This window comes from Bacillus sp. FSL K6-3176 (assembly GCF_038003325.1).
GTDB classification, from domain to species: Bacteria; Bacillota; Bacilli; order Bacillales; family Bacillaceae; genus Bacillus; species Bacillus altitudinis.
Genome location: NZ_JBBOOX010000001.1, coordinates 1180607 through 1196658, shown reverse-complemented (window position 1 = coordinate 1196658; position 16052 = coordinate 1180607). Strand labels below are relative to the sequence as shown.

19 protein-coding genes are annotated in these 16052 nt (G+C 42.8%); all 19 read right to left on the bottom strand.

Annotation, left to right across the window (positions count from 1 at the left end):
- Window position 1: 1 nt before the first annotated feature.
- Complete coding sequence (locus tag MHB38_RS06165; RefSeq protein ID WP_341002888.1) at window positions 2-1132, bottom strand: hypothetical protein; 1131 nt, start codon at window positions 1130-1132, stop codon at window positions 2-4.
- 17 nt (window positions 1133-1149) lie between these two features.
- Window positions 1150-1533 (bottom strand): phage tail-collar fiber domain-containing protein, encoded by a 384-nt coding sequence (locus MHB38_RS06160; protein ID WP_046343271.1) that lies wholly within the window; start codon window positions 1531-1533, stop codon window positions 1150-1152.
- Window positions 1534-1545: 12 nt separating this feature from the next.
- Complete coding sequence (locus MHB38_RS06155) at window positions 1546-2469, bottom strand: YmfQ family protein (RefSeq protein WP_341002884.1); 924 nt, start codon at window positions 2467-2469, stop codon at window positions 1546-1548.
- Entirely contained in the window at window positions 2456-3502 is a 1047-nt protein-coding gene (locus MHB38_RS06150) for a baseplate J/gp47 family protein (RefSeq protein WP_341002882.1), read from the bottom strand. Before MHB38_RS06150 ends, MHB38_RS06155 begins: the two co-directional genes overlap by 14 nt.
- A complete protein-coding gene (locus MHB38_RS06145) occupies window positions 3495-3923 on the bottom strand; it encodes a DUF2634 domain-containing protein (RefSeq protein ID WP_341004283.1) in 429 nt (142 codons plus the stop codon). The genes MHB38_RS06150 and MHB38_RS06145 overlap by 8 nt, the downstream gene beginning before the upstream one ends.
- Window positions 3923-4204, bottom strand: coding sequence for a DUF2577 family protein (locus MHB38_RS06140; protein ID WP_212049104.1), 282 nt, complete (start codon window positions 4202-4204; stop codon window positions 3923-3925). The genes MHB38_RS06145 and MHB38_RS06140 overlap by 1 nt, the downstream gene beginning before the upstream one ends.
- Complete coding sequence (locus tag MHB38_RS06135; protein WP_341002874.1) at window positions 4201-5298, bottom strand: XkdQ/YqbQ family protein; 1098 nt, start codon at window positions 5296-5298, stop codon at window positions 4201-4203. Before MHB38_RS06135 ends, MHB38_RS06140 begins: the two co-directional genes overlap by 4 nt.
- An 11-nt stretch (window positions 5299-5309) precedes the next feature.
- A complete protein-coding gene (locus MHB38_RS06130) occupies window positions 5310-5972 on the bottom strand; it encodes a LysM peptidoglycan-binding domain-containing protein (protein WP_341002873.1) in 663 nt (220 codons plus the stop codon).
- Complete coding sequence (locus tag MHB38_RS06125) at window positions 5965-10929, bottom strand: transglycosylase SLT domain-containing protein (protein ID WP_341002870.1); 4965 nt, start codon at window positions 10927-10929, stop codon at window positions 5965-5967. Before MHB38_RS06125 ends, MHB38_RS06130 begins: the two co-directional genes overlap by 8 nt.
- 3 nt (window positions 10930-10932) lie before the next feature.
- Window positions 10933-11079 carry a hypothetical protein gene (locus MHB38_RS06120; RefSeq protein ID WP_191098159.1) on the bottom strand — a complete coding sequence of 49 codons (147 nt, stop codon included), beginning with the start codon at window positions 11077-11079 and terminating at the stop codon, window positions 10933-10935.
- Window positions 11080-11108: 29 nt separating this feature from the next.
- Window positions 11109-11558: a phage tail assembly chaperone gene (locus MHB38_RS06115; RefSeq protein WP_341002868.1), complete on the bottom strand. Its 450-nt coding sequence runs from the start codon at window positions 11556-11558 to the stop codon at window positions 11109-11111.
- A gap of 83 nt (window positions 11559-11641) precedes the next feature.
- Window positions 11642-12214: a hypothetical protein gene (locus MHB38_RS06110; protein WP_341002866.1), complete on the bottom strand. Its 573-nt coding sequence runs from the start codon at window positions 12212-12214 to the stop codon at window positions 11642-11644.
- Between the two features lie 120 nt (window positions 12215-12334).
- On the bottom strand, window positions 12335-12778 hold the full coding sequence (locus MHB38_RS06105; protein ID WP_025092909.1) for a phage tail tube protein: 444 nt from the start codon (window positions 12776-12778) through the stop codon (window positions 12335-12337).
- A 1-nt stretch (window position 12779) separates the two neighbouring features.
- Entirely contained in the window at window positions 12780-14126 is a 1347-nt protein-coding gene (locus MHB38_RS06100; protein WP_341002861.1) for a phage tail sheath family protein, read from the bottom strand.
- Between the two features lie 2 nt (window positions 14127-14128).
- Window positions 14129-14353 carry a hypothetical protein gene (locus tag MHB38_RS06095; RefSeq protein WP_061409322.1) on the bottom strand — a complete coding sequence of 75 codons (225 nt, stop codon included), beginning with the start codon at window positions 14351-14353 and terminating at the stop codon, window positions 14129-14131.
- The gene (locus MHB38_RS06090; RefSeq protein WP_341002858.1) at window positions 14350-14796 is read right to left on the bottom strand and encodes a phage tail terminator family protein; all 447 of its coding nucleotides are present in this window, start codon (window positions 14794-14796) and stop codon (window positions 14350-14352) included. The genes MHB38_RS06095 and MHB38_RS06090 overlap by 4 nt, the downstream gene beginning before the upstream one ends.
- 4 nt (window positions 14797-14800) lie before the next feature.
- Complete coding sequence (locus MHB38_RS06085) at window positions 14801-15307, bottom strand: HK97 gp10 family phage protein (protein ID WP_144481898.1); 507 nt, start codon at window positions 15305-15307, stop codon at window positions 14801-14803.
- Window positions 15304-15660 carry a DUF3599 family protein gene (locus MHB38_RS06080; RefSeq protein WP_341002854.1) on the bottom strand — a complete coding sequence of 119 codons (357 nt, stop codon included), beginning with the start codon at window positions 15658-15660 and terminating at the stop codon, window positions 15304-15306. Before MHB38_RS06080 ends, MHB38_RS06085 begins: the two co-directional genes overlap by 4 nt.
- The gene (gene yqbG / locus MHB38_RS06075; protein ID WP_341002852.1) at window positions 15657-16049 is read right to left on the bottom strand and encodes a protein YqbG; all 393 of its coding nucleotides are present in this window, start codon (window positions 16047-16049) and stop codon (window positions 15657-15659) included. The genes MHB38_RS06080 and yqbG overlap by 4 nt, the downstream gene beginning before the upstream one ends.
- Window positions 16050-16052: the final 3 nt, after the last annotated feature.

Sequence of the window (16052 nt, the reverse complement as noted above, 5' to 3'; positions counted from 1 at the left end):
TTTATCCCTCCTTTGCCTTAAACATACAATTCACAACAATAAACTCAGTATTGCTGCTTGTGCTTTGTATGCAGAAACGTCCATCTGTAGCGATATATTGTCTACTATATTGAGGTCCTTTAAAACCACCGGTACTTGAAGCGACTCCAAGATTATAGAATGGAGCAACTGGTTCACATCCTTCTGGTAACGTAAAGGCAGGTACATCACCTAATGTCCCTCCGGCAATTGCTCCCTTAACAGTAACAGTTCCAAGCGCATCCTTTGCAACACGTACCCGATAATCATTATTGACCTCAGACTGATATGTTTTCCAACCGTTGCCGATCGTAGGATACTTCCAATTGATCTTTGCATCTGCGTCAGTAAGAACACGTTTCCAACCTGTAAAATCCCCCTCTGTATGGACAGTTCCGACCCAATGTGAATTATCGAAACTCCTGCATACATGGATGTCTTTTCTAGTTACAGCAGCTTCAACATCAATATTGAACCAACCTGAGTCGTTTATAGTCGGCATGTTTGTAAGGTATTGACCAGCTGCATAATAACGGCCAGGAGGCAATGATAAGACATCTGTTCCGTTTAATACTTTGGGGAGCGGTTTACGTTCACCTGAATCTTGCGTCAATTTATAGAGTTGGCCATTGTTCCATGTATCTTGTTCAGCTATTGTCGGCAGCCTCGTCCAAGTGATAGATATATGGCTAGAATTATAGTAGAAGTAATAGGCATTACCTGATGTGTCTACCGCAAAACCGGTTCCGATGTTGTTTTGTCCCACCGTCTGAATACCTCTCAAATAGGCATTGCTGGGCGCTGGGGAATCTTCTACACCTGGAGAAGCGATAAAAGTACAGGTTCCCTTGTCCTTGATCGCATCAAAAATATTTTTGTCAGCAGGAACAGAAACCAAGTATTTGCCGTCATCAGCTGTGATCTTATATATCTGCGATTCATTCCATTTCTTTTTTTCCGATTCAGATGCATGCGGCTTAGTATCGCCAATATGGCCACCAAGTTGATCTAACAGTCCAGTATCATTTTCAAGCAACACTTTAACCATGTCATTGAACAGATCCGCATGAGCCTTGTCACTTGTTTCAAACACTTTAGGAGATTTAATATCCATCGATGAGCACTCCTTTCCTAGTAAATATCATCAATCTCAAAGATGAATTCAATGTCACCATCTTTTTGCTTGTCTGTCATGGTGCGGATCGCCGTAAACTTTCCATCTTCATCAACAAGAGCCAATTCATTGATGATTTCCCCAGCAAGCTCTCCTTCAGCGATGGTGCACGTGTACCGGATTTTTGCCGGCTCCATAAACTCATATGAATCAATGTCCTTTTGAACAAGTTCACTCTTTAACTCTTGTTCTGTTCCATCCAGAGAGATTGGTTTTCCGTCTTTCGTTCCACCTTTTCCGAAAGCCATCTTGACCACTTTAGTTAGCCTTGTTCCCTCTGCTCTAGCCTTCGCCATTTGTTGGCGAGCATAAAGCGTTGTAACGGTTAATTGATCAGCCATAATGATCCTCCTTTATAAATCTATTTGTTTGGACGTGGCAGCTAGATATTTTGAACCGTCGAGCGGTACCGATCCATCAAGCGTCCAATATTTCTGCTTAATGATTACACTTCCGCTTTGCTCATTTGATACATGTGCAGCCATGCGGAATGTCATTTTCTTTTTTTCTTTCCTAACATGATTGAAGCGTGATCGAAGCGTAAGAGCAGCTTGTTGATTCGTTTCATGTTTGGCTCCTACCAAGACATATCTTGTCCGTCCAAGAACTTGCTTTTCTTTTTTGAGCTTCATGGCCAATTTTAAAGACTGCCTAAACCGAACAGGAATGTCAGTAGAATTGCGCGATCCGCTCAAATAAAAAGTTCCATTCAGTAAAAACTCTCCATTGAGTAGGATCGGAATGTGATCAAAGAAGCCCACTCTGCTGCGCAGTGTGAGCCGATTATGATAATCTTTGATTTCATGAACATCAGTATGATGAACGCTTGTGAATTTGTAAGCCAAGTGTGCAGGCTTTAAGTTTTCAAGCGTCTCCACAATGTATCTGGTGTTCTGCAGGTCATCCAAATTAACACGAAGGGAGAAATGATAGCGGCCTGTCGTTAGACGAACCACTGCGCTAGGTTTCTTCAAGAACCGGTTCACTGCTCTTTCTAGTGATGCATACGTGATCGGTGGAATGTTTGACATGAGATTCAATACACGTGCCCTTCTCAATTCAATCGAGTCACCTGACTCACGCTGCACCTTCAGCATTCTTTCCCATCGATCCAATCCCCATGTTGCTGTGATCGGAAAAAGCTGATCAGTCATATCAAAAATAGAATCATCTAGCCTTTCCATCTCAGGGGCTTCGGATTTCATTAATTCATCAAATTCAGTGATCTCCGTTAGATAGGAAGGTAAATAGGCCTTCATATCATCATACTTGCTCATTGACGATCACCTGCCCTAGACGCGGAATCTCAATGTCTTGGAGGGGCAAGTTTTTGGGTTCGCCGTTTATCAAGACATCCGCATAATCAGAGACACTATCCGCATGATATAAAATGTCATTGATCGCTGACATTCTAATCACATTTTCTTCAAAGGCAAGTGATTTTAGAAGCGCTTTGACCTTCTCTTCAATCTCTTGTTGTGCATCTTCAATGGAGTAATCCATTTTAAGCTCCACAGATACAGACACCTCTACATCTTTCCACTTGGCGCTTTCAACAGTGGCAGTTGCCCCGATTGGTGCTTGGCCTTCTCCTTCGCCTGGAGCCGGATCAATGTACTCCTGCACCTTATTGACAAGCAGATCCGTCGCAACATCAAAATTACCATCTGTGATGACAACTTTCACTGTACCTTCACCATTCCAAAGCGGGAACACCTTCGCCCTGCCAACTCCTTCAACTTCTTCAGCCCACTTTTTATAGTGTGCTTTGTTGGCACTGACAGCTTCACGTCTTGCCCTCATCAAGTACCGTTCATAAAGAGCTTCATCGTCTTCTTCCTCTTGACCAGGTATTTTCAGCTCCTCGAAAATGACTGATTCTAAACCTGGTATGTTATCGAGTGATAGGAGCGGCAGCTCTGCAAAATTCCCATTGCCTACAGCACCAGTTGTTTCACACTTCAGCGTGCCGTCAAATTGATACTGGAAGTACAAATTGTCGATATAAAACCTTGATTCCGTTGGTATTCTGATACCTTCAGGTGAGACTTCAATGGACCATACAGCACTTGTGGCCGCTTTACGAGTGATCCCCACTTCTGCTGCTCGTCGATCTAAAAATTCCCCCTGCGCTGTATCTGCAAAGACAAGATCGAATACCTGATCTAGCCATATATAAGATTGAGCAAGTTCGGCAGCTGCAGGGGCCAACGCATTCCATATCACGCTGTTTTCACGTTTATCAATATCATCGGGTATACGTTCCAGCATTCGCTCCATGATGGCTTCATAAGACTGATCTTCAAACATCTTCGCCAATCACCTCCTCGATCTCCAAGGTCCCTTCATCTGTCACAACATCAAAGACCACCTTAAAGGCTGCACCCTCTTTAGTGATCTCAAAGTCTTGAACACTTTCGATTCTTTCATCTACTAAAAGAGCTTCTTCAATGAGCCGTGGGATCTCCATTTCCTTGTATTCGTCCGTTGATTCTTCATCAGACACAGCTTCCTGCACTTCGCATCCTACATCATGGCTATAAACAGCATGTGAATATCGTTCCGTTCGCAAAGCCATATAGACGAACTGGCGAACGGCATCAAGACCATTGATCTTTTCATTGGTTAGACGTCCTGACTCGAAGTCGATACGGTAGGTGGTCGAAGATTCAACAATATCCTCTTCGTCCTCATCCAAATCCTCAATCTCTTCTTCAGGTGAAAGAGCCATCATGAACCACCTCCTACTACTTTATCTAAGATGTAAAATATCTGGCCACCTGTCATCGCAATGACCATGACACTATCGCCTTCTTCGAGTGCATCATCTTCATCTTCGTCCAATCGAGCTGGCCACATTAACAGATCTTCCGGAATGATAAGTTTGTCATTTTCGTTCAGCCTGACATTAAGAGGGGAAACGGAGACAACATCACCAAGTATCAATTCCATTGGTGATTGTGCATCAACAGCATTGACGGCCAATCGCTTAATTGCCTCACTTAGTTTCATGATTGGTTCCCCGTTGGGATGGAATTTTTCTCAACGACATCGATCGTCATGGTGTGTTTGGTTCCTTTAAATTCATGACTGTCTTGATCGATCCAGTACGTTTTTTTGATGCCGATATCCGGAATGATGATCCGGACAGGCATGCCGCTTTGTAATCCAGGAATACCTAGAGCTTGAATACTTTTGAGTTCTTTTTTCACGCCCTTTTTCTGTGAGAGACGAACATCAGCCCTCTTTTGCAGCTGTGCCTGATTGATTTCCCCTGACACTCTTTCGACGTGCTGCAGGATGCCGTATTTACTTCTAGCAGCACTATCATTCGCCACAGCCAACATCTCAATCTCTTTCTTTTGCGTAACAGTTTTCGGCTTGGTAGGTTTGGTCGTTTTCTTATCTTTTTCTTTATCTTTGTCAGTAGTCTTAGATTTCTTTTTTTCCTTCTTCAGCACCTTAATTTTTTCCACATGTGTCGCTCTCATCTTTACACGTGTAGCTGTTTCCTCAATCGAGGTGCTGTACTGATAATCAATGAGATTCACGCCTGATTCAATGACCCATACTTCGGACGGATCAGGCCACGCTCTCAGCCCCATCTTTCCTTTAGCAGAATAGATTTGATAGTTACGTCCTGTTTGCTTTTTTGTTTCTTTCAACGCCTGCAGGATGATGTCATAAAGGCTTGTATCGTTTTTGAATACAAGTGATTTAATGACATGACCAGTATTAGCAATCGACATCATCGGGATCTGAAAATCTTGACCAAGCCGCTTCATTATCTGATCAGCTCTCTTATTGGAAAAGACATAGACATCCTGGTTCTTCACCAAATACTGAAGCATGTCGTAAGCAGTAAAAGTGATCTTTTCATCTTTGGGCGTTCTTGCAAAGACTGTTCCTCGAAAAAGTTCTTTTCCTTTCCACTTGAAAAGAACAGTGTCACCCTCTTTGATGCTGTAATACTTTTGAGAACCCTGTTTTGTCACGATATTTGCTTGTATTGATCGGGGAGCTTGATACCTTTGACCACGAAGCGTGACGCTCTCTGTCACCAGCTCATACATGGTCCCGCTCCGCACTACAAAGAGTTCTATCAATCAGATCACCCCTATTGTGGTATTTTTAATTTTTGACCAGGGAAAATCCAATGCCCTGGTTGTCTAATATTGCGTCTACTTCGTTTGATCATCGCAGCTTTATTCGCATTCCAAATGCGCCGCCATTTTGTGCTGTCACCATAGAAACGGCCAGAAATATCCCACAAGGTATCACCCTTTTTAACGGTGTACACTTTCGGTGCGCTTTTTGAGCTGCGTTTTTTGCTGCTCTTTTTGGCTTTCCTTTTAATTTTTCTAGGTGATGCAGTTTTATATTCTTTAAGCTGCAGAGTGAATTCTCGATCACCAACATCATAAGTACCTTCATTGTGATTGAAGCTTTCTATGCTGCATTGCATATTGATTTTGGTTCCTGTGACAATAAAGCGTACAGGCTTTTTTGACTTCATGAATCGCTCTATTTTGGCAATCGCATTTTCTGGAGATGGAATACTTTTATATTCAGCGATCGGTGTATACTTCTTCGGAAAAAAGGCTGTAAATGAAATTTGGCGAGCCCCTGGTACATCCAAGAATGTAAGCTCGCCAAATTTTGATACTTTGATAGATTCATTTTGTACGTTGTTATTGAGTTCTAATTTCTCAGGAAGAACAGGGAATCGCAGTTTGTCCTTCCCTTGCGAAATCCAAAATTGATATTTTGATTTAGCCATCGATCACGACTCCCTTCGTTCCTGTGTTGATTTCATTCTCTAACTCATCAATAAGCATTTGTTTGATCTTTTCTGCAAGGTCTTCTGCGTCTTGGCCATTATGATAATGCTGCTCACCATTAAAATTAATGATGATCTGTTTTGATTCACCAGAAGCAGACGGTGCATTTGCTGTGCCAGCTGTTACTGTTTGCACCTGACCTTGTGAAAGTTCAGATGATGTAGCGTTGGTCGGATCATAAACATCCATTCCAAGTGCATGTGCAGCTTGCGCCAACAAGTAGCGACCACGTATGCCACGCTCTTCAGGAATAATCCATTCACGCTTGTTTCCTTCACCGACTCTAGCAATTTGTTCTTGCGTGATTAGACCACCATTTGCATAGCCTTTATATGGTCCACCGTTTCTGATACTTCTAAGACCAGGCGTATTATAGACACTTCCATATCTGCCTTTGATGTAGTTGATAGCAGCTGCAGCATTATGAATCGGGTTCCAGATGTCGTTCATGCCACTTGCCTTGTTTGAATTAAAGGTCGGATCAATGGTCTGCATTAATCCTTTAGACGGCGTTCCTCTCTTGGCGTTTGAATCCCATAGGTTGATAGCTTTCGGGTTTCCACGTGACTCATTCTGCGCGATCGTCATCAAACCAGGTAGCCAGCTCATCGATGTGCCGGTTGCCATCAGAGCTGCCATGAGCCATTGTTGAACACTCAGATTAGATGCGCCCATTCCACTAAATGCAGCGATCAAGGAACCGGCTTGATTCTCTGCGAATTTCTTTACATCAACTGAATCAAGACCTTTGACGACACCGATCGATGCGAATTTCCCAAGACTCATCATGACACGTGAAGGAGAATGAATGTCTAGCTCTTCCCTAAACGCCTGCTCCACTTTCTTGGCCATGTCCTTGGCTGCTTGTGTCACTTCACTTCCTTTGGAACGCATACCGCTGTTGAATGAGTCAATCAGTCCACCGCCCCAGGTAGGTGACTCTTGGCGAGCGGATAAGAAAGGTTGTCTTACATTTTGATCTAAGAATTGACCTGTGCCAGTTGGTGTCATGTTTTGACCTGCAGCAAAGCCGGTGACAGTTTGCGCTCCATACTGCGGAGTCGATGTCTGAATTTGAGTAAATGGTTGCTTGATATTGGCTTGTTTCCACTGTTCAAGCGAAACGACTTTGCTGTTTAACCCTTTTTCAAAATCAGTGCTAAACTGTTCCCCGTATTTTGATGCGTTGCCCGCGTCTCCAATTGATACTGATCCACTTGCAGAAGTGGAAACTGATGAAGCAGCTGCCGGTCTCATAGGAGATGATGAGCTTGCTGGAGAGGTAGGTGATGAACCGTTTGGCACTATGGACATTCCAAGATGAGAAGCTGCTTGTGCAAGTAGCATCTTTCCTCGTCCTTTGTTGTTTTCAGTCGGGATGACAAATTCGTTACCTGCTTCACCAATCCATGATAAGGTAGGTTGGGTGATATAACCACCGGTGGCGTTATTTGCTGTTTTCTCTTTCTTTTTCAGGCCTGTTTTTTCTTCTCCTTTTTTCTCAAAGATATGAAATACATTTCCACTAATTTCTTTAACTTTACCAACTACATTCCCAACAATGTCAAATAAGCCTTTCCATGTGCTCGTTAACCTTTCAGCATGGTCTTTTAGCGGATTAAAAACATATTTTTCAAACCATGTACTCACTGTCTTCCAGATACCTTTGATAATTCTCCAGGCATCTTGGAATTTCTCCCACACAAAGGAAATCGCTGGTTCTGCATATTTTTTATATGGTTGCCATACATTTTCATCAAACCAAGTAGAGAGTTTTTCCCACGTAGTTTTAATCCAATTCCACGTGTTTTTAAATAGATTCCAAACGAATATAATGGCTGGCAAAGCGTAAGTTTTAAACGGCTGCCATACATACTCATCAAACCAATTTGCAAGTATCACCCATGTTGTTTTAATCCAGTTCCATGTGCCTTTGAATAGATTCCAGATAAACATGATTGCTGGAATGGCATATGTCTTAAAAGGTGTCCACACATATTCATTAAACCACTCCGATAATACTCCCCACGTCTCCTTGATCCAATTCCATGTATCAACAAGTTTATTCCATACCCAGCCAATGGCTTCTACTGCATATTGACCATATGGTTTCCACACTTTTTCCATAAACCAAGTTGATGCAACACCCCATATGGTTTTAATAATGTTCCAAGCAACGGTGAAAACACCAACCACAAAGTTGATGATTGGTACAACAAAGTTATAAATAGGTATGAATACTTTTTCCATGAACCAGTTAGAGACTTTCTCCCAAGTAGTTTTAATTTTTGTCCATGCTTTTTCAAAAAAACCACCAATTGGTTCAGCAACGTTGTCATTGAACCAAGTAGAAATATCTTTCCATGTATCTTTAATCCACTTGATTGCATCCTCTGACCATTTGACGATCTCATCCCATTTTTTCTTGATGGTTCCGTTGTCGAACATCTTTCCAATCCATTTGCCAAGATCACCGCCAAAGATGCTTCCTAAAATTCCACCGATAACGGTTCCGATACCAGGTGCGATCATTGTTCCTATCGCGGCACCACCGATACCGCCACCTAGATTTCCAGCAAATCCACCGATCTTTTCACCTTTATTATCATTGTTGATGCCGATCAGTTCTGTGGCCGCAATCAGTGTACCGAGAATAGGAATACGTTTGCCGATGCTCTTTGCACCTTTGCCGAGATTTCCTAAGAATCCACCGCCACGCCCTTGGTTTGGTGTGGTTGGTCTTACTGGCTCTCCTCTATTAATCCAAGGTTGCCGATATTCAGGAGGTCGTTGGTTCCTTGGCGGTCGCCCTGCTCCTCCAGCTCCTCCGATTACACCACCGCTTGTTCCTGCTCCCATCCCGCCTCTTAAACCTTTGCCCCATTTATAGACAGCAAAGGCTCCAGAAAGAATGGATTTGAGCGGCTTTAACAACGTGGCCACTTTTCCCAGTAATGCAAGCGCAAACGCATTGGCAATCAAAGCACCAGCAATTGATCCTTCACCAGTAAGGGCATTCCAGTTGATCTCACCGATCTTCTTGGTGATACGAATTCCCAATTGCGCTGGATCAAGAGCTTCTAAAAATGATTCGATGAATATCCTTCCTGCTTTGGCTCCTGCATCGGTAAAACTATCTTCGGATGATTTGTCATCAATACCAAGTAGACCGTTGATCACACCGTTTATGGTGCCACCGTAAGTCTTCCCGACATTCTCGGCCATTTTGAAAAGACCAGGTTTCCCCGTCTTCTCCCACCATTGTCCAAATACGTCTTTCGTATTATCAAGGACAAGCTTCCACCGAGTTTCAAAGTCCATTTTTCTGTATTTTTCTAGCTGTTCAAAGTGCTTCTTCAACTTAGGATTGTCTTTAAATTTGACCTTCAGTTCTTGTGTCTGCTTCTTGGAGAGTTTTTCTCCTGGGAACAAAATTTTGAACTGATCACCAATAAATCCGAATACGCTTTTGGTCGGATTTAAAAAGCTCTTCGCAAAGGCTTTACCAGCCTTTTCAGCTTTGTTTGATAGATCAGTCAGCACAAAGGAATATTCCCCACGCCATGTCCTGAACGCTTCTAACGCAGGTTGGAACGCAGCTGCAAGTCCTTTACCCCAAGGCATCAGGATGCTGTTGTTGATGAATGATTTGACACCCAGAAATAAGTTGGCCAAGTTGTCCGACATTTTGATCATCATGTCGTTGTATTTGCCAAATTCCTTCGTGACTTCCGGCCATGTCTTAGAGATGTCCTTTCCGCTCTTTGCAAGTTTTTCGAGCTTACCTCTGGCATCACCAGAGATAGCCCCCATTTCTTGCAGCGCTGCCGTTGCGTCACCGATAGGACGCCCCGATTTAATGCCGTCATATAAACGCCCCATCCATAGCGCAACTTCGGAAAACGGTCGTTGAACACCTGCAGCAACGTCCCCGACTAGTTTCATTCCTTCAGTCGTAGAAAGGGCATTGCCCGTAAATACTTGAAGGACACGACTTGACTCGAAAATCTCATCACGAGTAAATGGCGTTTGACCAGCAAATGCCGTCAGTTCATCCAGTCGTGCATCTGCTTTCCCTCTGCTGCCGAGCAGAGTTTCAAACGCAGTGGTCATGTTCTGTCGATCCGCCACCATTTTGAGCGGCACAACAATACCGCCTGTTGCACCGGCACCGACTCCAAGCAAACCAAGCGTACTGGTGACAGCTGACACGATCCCTCTCAATGGCTTTGTGATTAGGTCAAGGACCTTAATTGTGGTTGTGTAAGTCCGTCCCAAATGGGTATTTGCAAATGAGACAGCCCCACGTACTGGAGCGGTGAAACGATCAATCGCGTTGATCGCCACCCTGTATTCTGTACCCAAGGTATTCCGAGTATAAGACGCTATACGGCTGACTGTACGCCGGACCATATCAACAGCTCTAATGGTATAGCTGTATCCTCGGCCAAGCTGCCGCGCTGCATATGAAGCAATACGTTTGATCCCTGCGGTTGCCCGATCATAGACCGTTATGGCAAACCGTTCTACTTTGCCAAACTTTCGATCGATGTAACGACGTAGCCGAACAAGACCTGGTGTTGCCTGATCTTTAATCCGCATCAGCACACTATGAGTACGCGGCATCTTGCGTTGTAAGAAGCCATTGAACTTTCGTAGTGCTTTTGTGGCCAGATCATTTACATCAAGCGTCAGCTGATAAGTTCGCGCAAGGTCGCGCAATACAAACCGCTGCACACGTCTTAATGCGATTGTGGCATTGTCTCGTACTCTCAATGTGATCGGCCGCTCTGATCTGCGGCGCAATCTATCAAGGCGTTCTAGGTCCCCTCTGATCAAACGCAATTTACGCGTGATCCGGTCTTGTAAATCAAACCGAGCTGTCAAACGAGCCATGTCTTATCCCCCTTTCTTTGATTCTTTTTCTAACACTTCAAGTTTGTGGGCTATCAACCCAAACAAAAAGGCCTTGAATCGCCTTGGCGCTTCATAGACCTCTAAGAGTTCAGACGGGGAGTAATGAAGCTCATGCATACAGTAATACAGATACACAGCCTCTTTGTTCCCGTCTTTTATTAGTTTTTTGCTTCTGTTTCAAGGTCCTCAATTTCATCTTCAAAACCGTTGACCTCAATGGCTTTGTTTAACCAGTTCGCATATTCACCGCCGACAGATAGGACACGCTTTGCCACTTCGACTGGATCTTGGGTGCTGTATGCTTCACGCAATTCTTTTGACTTAAAGTCAGGATAAATAGTTGATTCAACCGCAATACGTGCATAGAAACGTTGAGAATCCAAGTCTTTCACACGTCCGCGACCTTTGACATTTTTGAAAGTCGTGTTTTCTTTCTCCAGTTCATCGATCCGCTCTGTTGTGATCGCTTTGAATACGAATGGAATCACTTTACCTTCTTTATCAACGAAACGCTTTGAAATGATTGATTTGACCTCTTCCGCTTCTGTTGTTTGTCCTGGCATAAAGAATGAAAGATCATATACTTTTTCGTTTTGTTTTTCGCTCATGTTAATTAGCTCCTTTTAATAAAAATAAATAGACACTCTATACTAGTGTCTATTTAAAATTAATCTATTAATACCTCTGAAATTTAGTCACAAGAACCACATGTACTGGCACAAGAATAATTACTATTAGACTCACATTCTTTACCACTACCTACACAATCGTCACATTGATAACCAGCCGTATCATAAAAATATTTCATACTTAAACCAAATAGCGCATACAGTTGACTAAAATCTCTAAAGGACAACACTTGAGCTAAATCTCCGTAATAAGATGAGGCATACCCTCCATTATTAAAAACTAAGGATTCTTCAAATCTATTAATTATTTCAGGATTTAAATTTTTCAAAAACGGTAATTGATTTTTTACTTTTTTATAATCTTGAAAATTACGCACAAGTGTTTTCGCATTACTATTTACCAACTTAATTAGTTCATCTCCAGTATTTGCTGGTTTAAAATCTAAATTGAAATCTTTTCCTATAGACTTTCCATGTTGATAAAACGACTGATCAACTTTTTCAGATCCCCAATTCAACAAGTTAGTAGAGTGGTTAATAAAGTATCCATTAGGTCTGTACTCCTCATGTGCATCCCTTAACTGGTAATACGGAACAGGATAAAAGTAAACAGGGTAATAAACTATATTACTCAAATTAAACACCTCATTAGTTTTTTGTAATGTATGCTGTGTTGTAATTTAAGAGCTTAACCAAATAAATTTTAGAACTTTATCACCGTAGTTTATCACCGTAGATGGATATTTTGTATCATTTTAAAATGTATCCTTCAGCTTCTCAGGAAGGTCGAAGTCCTCAAACGTGAAAGGAACCTCTTCTTCAAGCGCTTCTGAATCCACATCAAGCCCTGCGATCTTTGCAGAATCGAAGTTCACATCAAACAATGTGACACGCTCTGTGCCTCGGCCGGATGATTTGTCATCCAGAACTGCTTGAATGGTGAAGTATGGATCTTGTCCCTTTTTTACATAGTTCAGCATCAACTGAACGAAACGTGATGTGACTTTATAAAAAGTCGCTGTGCCAGTACCATTCGCACCGGTTGTCTTGTGACCGGTCATGCGACGGCCCATAACGTTAACTTCTGATTTGTTCTTCTCCACATTTGCTTCAAACGTCTTGATGAACGCCAATTCCTCACCGTCGAGGAAAAGACGCCCTTCCTTACCTGAAATGGTATTCTGCGCTTTAAAAGCCATCTTATTTCACCTCTACATTGAAATAGAATTTTTCTGCTGCATCAACTGGTTGAACAGCTAGATCAATCAAGAAACCGTCACGATCTTCATTCAAGCTGATCGCGATATCCGTTTCAGAATCAAAGCCAGTGATTCCAGATCCATCTTGGAGCTGCGTGAGATATTGTGTGATGAGTGTTTTCACCAGCTGCAGCCCATCATCAGATGCAGGAATGTCATTTCCATTTGCTTTGCGTAATTTAATTAAATCCTTCAATTCACGTGTGAGATCATTGTTGATCGCATCAAGCACACGAATGATCTTGTTTTTAGCGAATGTCTTGTTCTTCTCGATTGTATAAGTCGTTAAGGAGTTAATGTCCTTCTCAACGCTCACTGTGCGATCTCTCGCATCAAACGTGAACAGGAATTCGCCTTGTGATAAACGGTATTCCACTTGATCATTATCAAGACGCTCTAAAGTATCAACAGCCCCTTCATATTCCACAAAGGTCAGTGACTGATTGAAGTTGGCTCCTGCAGATGCACCGGCAACCCATGCTGTTGCTTTGGCTGGTGTGATCTCTGTGCCGTCTTCAAGCAAAACACCACTTGTAACATTGATAATTCCTTCATGATCAGCCGGATAGTTTGCCAAAACACCTTGCACCTTACGCCCTTGATCATCACGCAAACGCTTGATGAAAGCCACAAATGTCGCTTTTAGCTGCTCGCTAGTGTTATTAGGCAGCGCGATCACATCAAAGTATTCTGTTTCAGCTGCTTCAAGGAATGCTGTGTAATCTGCCACGCTTGGCACACCGTTTTTCCCACCGCTTAGTGTTATACCAGCGGTGATCGTCACTTCACCTTCACCAGAGAACGAAACATATTTGTTTTGCTGCAGTTCTTTGACATCAGTGACAACCTGTTTATCAACAATATCTGTACCCACGTAAGTCACCACATCACGCTTCGAGCTATCCAATACGTTTTCAGTGACTTGGATTGTCACCTCATTACCTTTCTGCCCGCCATAATTGGCAAGAACGTTGAAATTCTCGCTGATCTGAGCCTTTGCAGGTTCACCCTCATTCAAGCGATACAAAAGAACCGTTTGTGCTTTTTTCTTCGCTTCTCGGAAAAGAAGAAGCGACTTGTCATCGATGTTTAACCCGACTTTTTTATTTAAGTCCTCGATGCCTGAGATAGAGATAAACGTCTTCGGCTCTCCCCAGCTCATTGTGATTGGAAGTGCAACGGTGCCGCGATCACCTAACGTGATACGCTGCTGTGCTGTGGTTTTGAAATTGAAGTAGATACCAGGACGCTTTTTCTCTGTACCTGGTGTAAAAGTACCTCCATTCATGCTTAAACCTCCTTAGACAAAAAAGCATCAATCTGCTTCTTTGCTTCTGTTTTTGTAATTGGTTGATCTTTGATATAAAAAAGAGCACCCTCAAGGATTTCAGGCTTCACGCCAAACAATTCCTTGCTGTGCTCTTTCAAGGCTTCAAATGAAAATGCCGCTTCTTTAGTAAGAACAGGTGCGGCTTTTTCTTCTTTCACCTGTGATTCATTTTTAGTCTTGCTCACGTTTTGATCACCCCGTCTGAAAAATTTATGTCGTCAAGGCTTGGCTGCTCGTCTCGGTTGTACCAATAAGCACTATCCCATGTGAGGACAATCGTTGCCACGCCTTGATCTGCAATCCTAGTTTCTGCTCTCTTAATGCGGACATAATCATCAAGCGGTTCACCTTCTTCACTGACCATTTGAATGATGTTTCGATCAGCTGATAAGGCATCAATGATTGTTTCTGCCGAATCATGAGCCTGTCCAGAATCTTTGTGAAACACTTTAATATGCAGCGTGTATGTTTTGAGGAACGTTGAAACAGTATCGTTTCTTGTATTGACCCATGCTGCAGGAAAATACATCGATGGGACCTGAAATTGTTCTGGAATTTCCTTTTCGTAAACCTTCACCGGAAACCGCTTGTAACAATAATTCATGATGGCGCCGACTTCTTGATTCATTTAATCACCGCCCAAATTGTTCATCGATCCATTGCTGCAGCTTGCGATCTAGTGATTGTTCAAACATCTGTTCAAAGATGGATATTGCATTATCCCAATAGCCGCTGCCCTCAACCCACTGGAACTTTAGAAGCATTCCTGTTTCAGCGTTTGGATCGTATTCAAACCGGTCACCAACCCATCTGCCAGGAACCCATCGTCTATCCTGATTTTTACTAGGATCAATCGTAAAGTGTCCATCGTTTGTGTAAGATGCATATTCCAAGTTGGTCCCTACATCCAAGGTAAGACCACCGCTGCTCATAGAAAATACGTTTTCTTGGTCTCCCTTTTGGAATGAGTTGAGCAAACGGCGAGCATCCACCGTTTTTGTTCGGATAACTTCATCTTGAACGATGTCTAGGAACTCATAACCCATCGCTTCCAACCATTCTTCATATTCAGCTTGCAAGCCGCCATTAACAGCTGCATTCAAGTCCTCAATGAATTGATCAAGACCATCAATCCTCATAGGCTTTCACTCCTCATCGCTACCACCTCAATATGATGGTTTTTGATCCGTCTGGGCTTTTGCAGTTTCAAAGTAATGCCTTCCCATACTAATTTGTCATTTAGACGAACATCAGCAGTTATAGGAAAATGAACAAGGTACGATTGATGAATGGTTGCGTTTGGCTCCTGCTGTGTGATGGTTTGGTTTTTCTCCGTAAAATAACATGGCTGCGCAACGTGATCAGGCTCATCAGGATATGAAAAGAGCGGCTGCGCATCTTGGACAGGTATTCCATAGCGATCTTTTGACAGCTGCTCTGTTTGCAAGTGATATATATCGCATCGATCCGTTAATAACGATTGATAGCTCATAGCGATCTCAACCTTAATTTGATGCTGCCTGGATCTTCTGGCGGTTCTCCTGGCTCAATGAAATCTATCAACAGGTTATACACATCTGGCTTTGAAACGGCGTTCCCGTCTGCCAGTGTGTAAGAGTAGTCGCCAATCTTTTCCGACTTGTACCCTTTTATGATTGATTCATCACCGTTAATAAGTGCGAAGAACTGCACCATTTTAATCAATGCGATCTTTGCCTTTTCAGGAAGTGGCTGATATTTTTCACTTGTGAAATCATGACCTACGATCTTAAATACCTCAGCTTCAGCTTCGATGATGTCACTTTCCAATAGTTCATCAGATCGGCTTTTCACTGATTCGAATACGGTATATGCCCTAACATCTTCAGGAGAGATCAGCATCAG

Bases quoted from the DNA above. Each gene is read 5' to 3' on its own strand.
- MHB38_RS06165 (WP_341002888.1), bottom strand. From the start codon at position 1,132: ATGGATATTAAATCTCCTAAAGTGTTTGAAACAAGTGACAAGGCTCAT.
- MHB38_RS06160 (WP_046343271.1), bottom strand. From the start codon at position 1,533: ATGGCTGATCAATTAACCGTTACAACGCTTTATGCTCGCCAACAAATG.
- MHB38_RS06155 (WP_341002884.1), bottom strand. From the start codon at position 2,469: ATGAGCAAGTATGATGATATGAAGGCCTATTTACCTTCCTATCTAACG.
- MHB38_RS06150 (WP_341002882.1), bottom strand. From the start codon at position 3,502: ATGTTTGAAGATCAGTCTTATGAAGCCATCATGGAGCGAATGCTGGAA.
- MHB38_RS06145 (WP_341004283.1), bottom strand. From the start codon at position 3,923: ATGGCTCTTTCACCTGAAGAAGAGATTGAGGATTTGGATGAGGACGAA.
- MHB38_RS06140 (WP_212049104.1), bottom strand. From the start codon at position 4,204: ATGAAACTAAGTGAGGCAATTAAGCGATTGGCCGTCAATGCTGTTGAT.
- MHB38_RS06130 (WP_341002873.1), bottom strand. From the start codon at position 5,972: ATGGCTAAATCAAAATATCAATTTTGGATTTCGCAAGGGAAGGACAAA.
- MHB38_RS06125 (WP_341002870.1), bottom strand. From the start codon at position 10,929: ATGGCTCGTTTGACAGCTCGGTTTGATTTACAAGACCGGATCACGCGT.
- MHB38_RS06115 (WP_341002868.1), bottom strand. From the start codon at position 11,558: ATGAGCGAAAAACAAAACGAAAAAGTATATGATCTTTCATTCTTTATG.
- MHB38_RS06105 (WP_025092909.1), bottom strand. From the start codon at position 12,778: ATGGCTTTTAAAGCGCAGAATACCATTTCAGGTAAGGAAGGGCGTCTT.
- MHB38_RS06100 (WP_341002861.1), bottom strand. From the start codon at position 14,126: ATGAATGGAGGTACTTTTACACCAGGTACAGAGAAAAAGCGTCCTGGT.
- MHB38_RS06090 (WP_341002858.1), bottom strand. From the start codon at position 14,796: ATGAATCAAGAAGTCGGCGCCATCATGAATTATTGTTACAAGCGGTTT.
- MHB38_RS06085 (WP_144481898.1), bottom strand. From the start codon at position 15,307: ATGAGGATTGATGGTCTTGATCAATTCATTGAGGACTTGAATGCAGCT.
- MHB38_RS06080 (WP_341002854.1), bottom strand. From the start codon at position 15,660: ATGAGCTATCAATCGTTATTAACGGATCGATGCGATATATATCACTTG.
- yqbG (WP_341002852.1), bottom strand. From the start codon at position 16,049: ATGCTGATCTCTCCTGAAGATGTTAGGGCATATACCGTATTCGAATCA.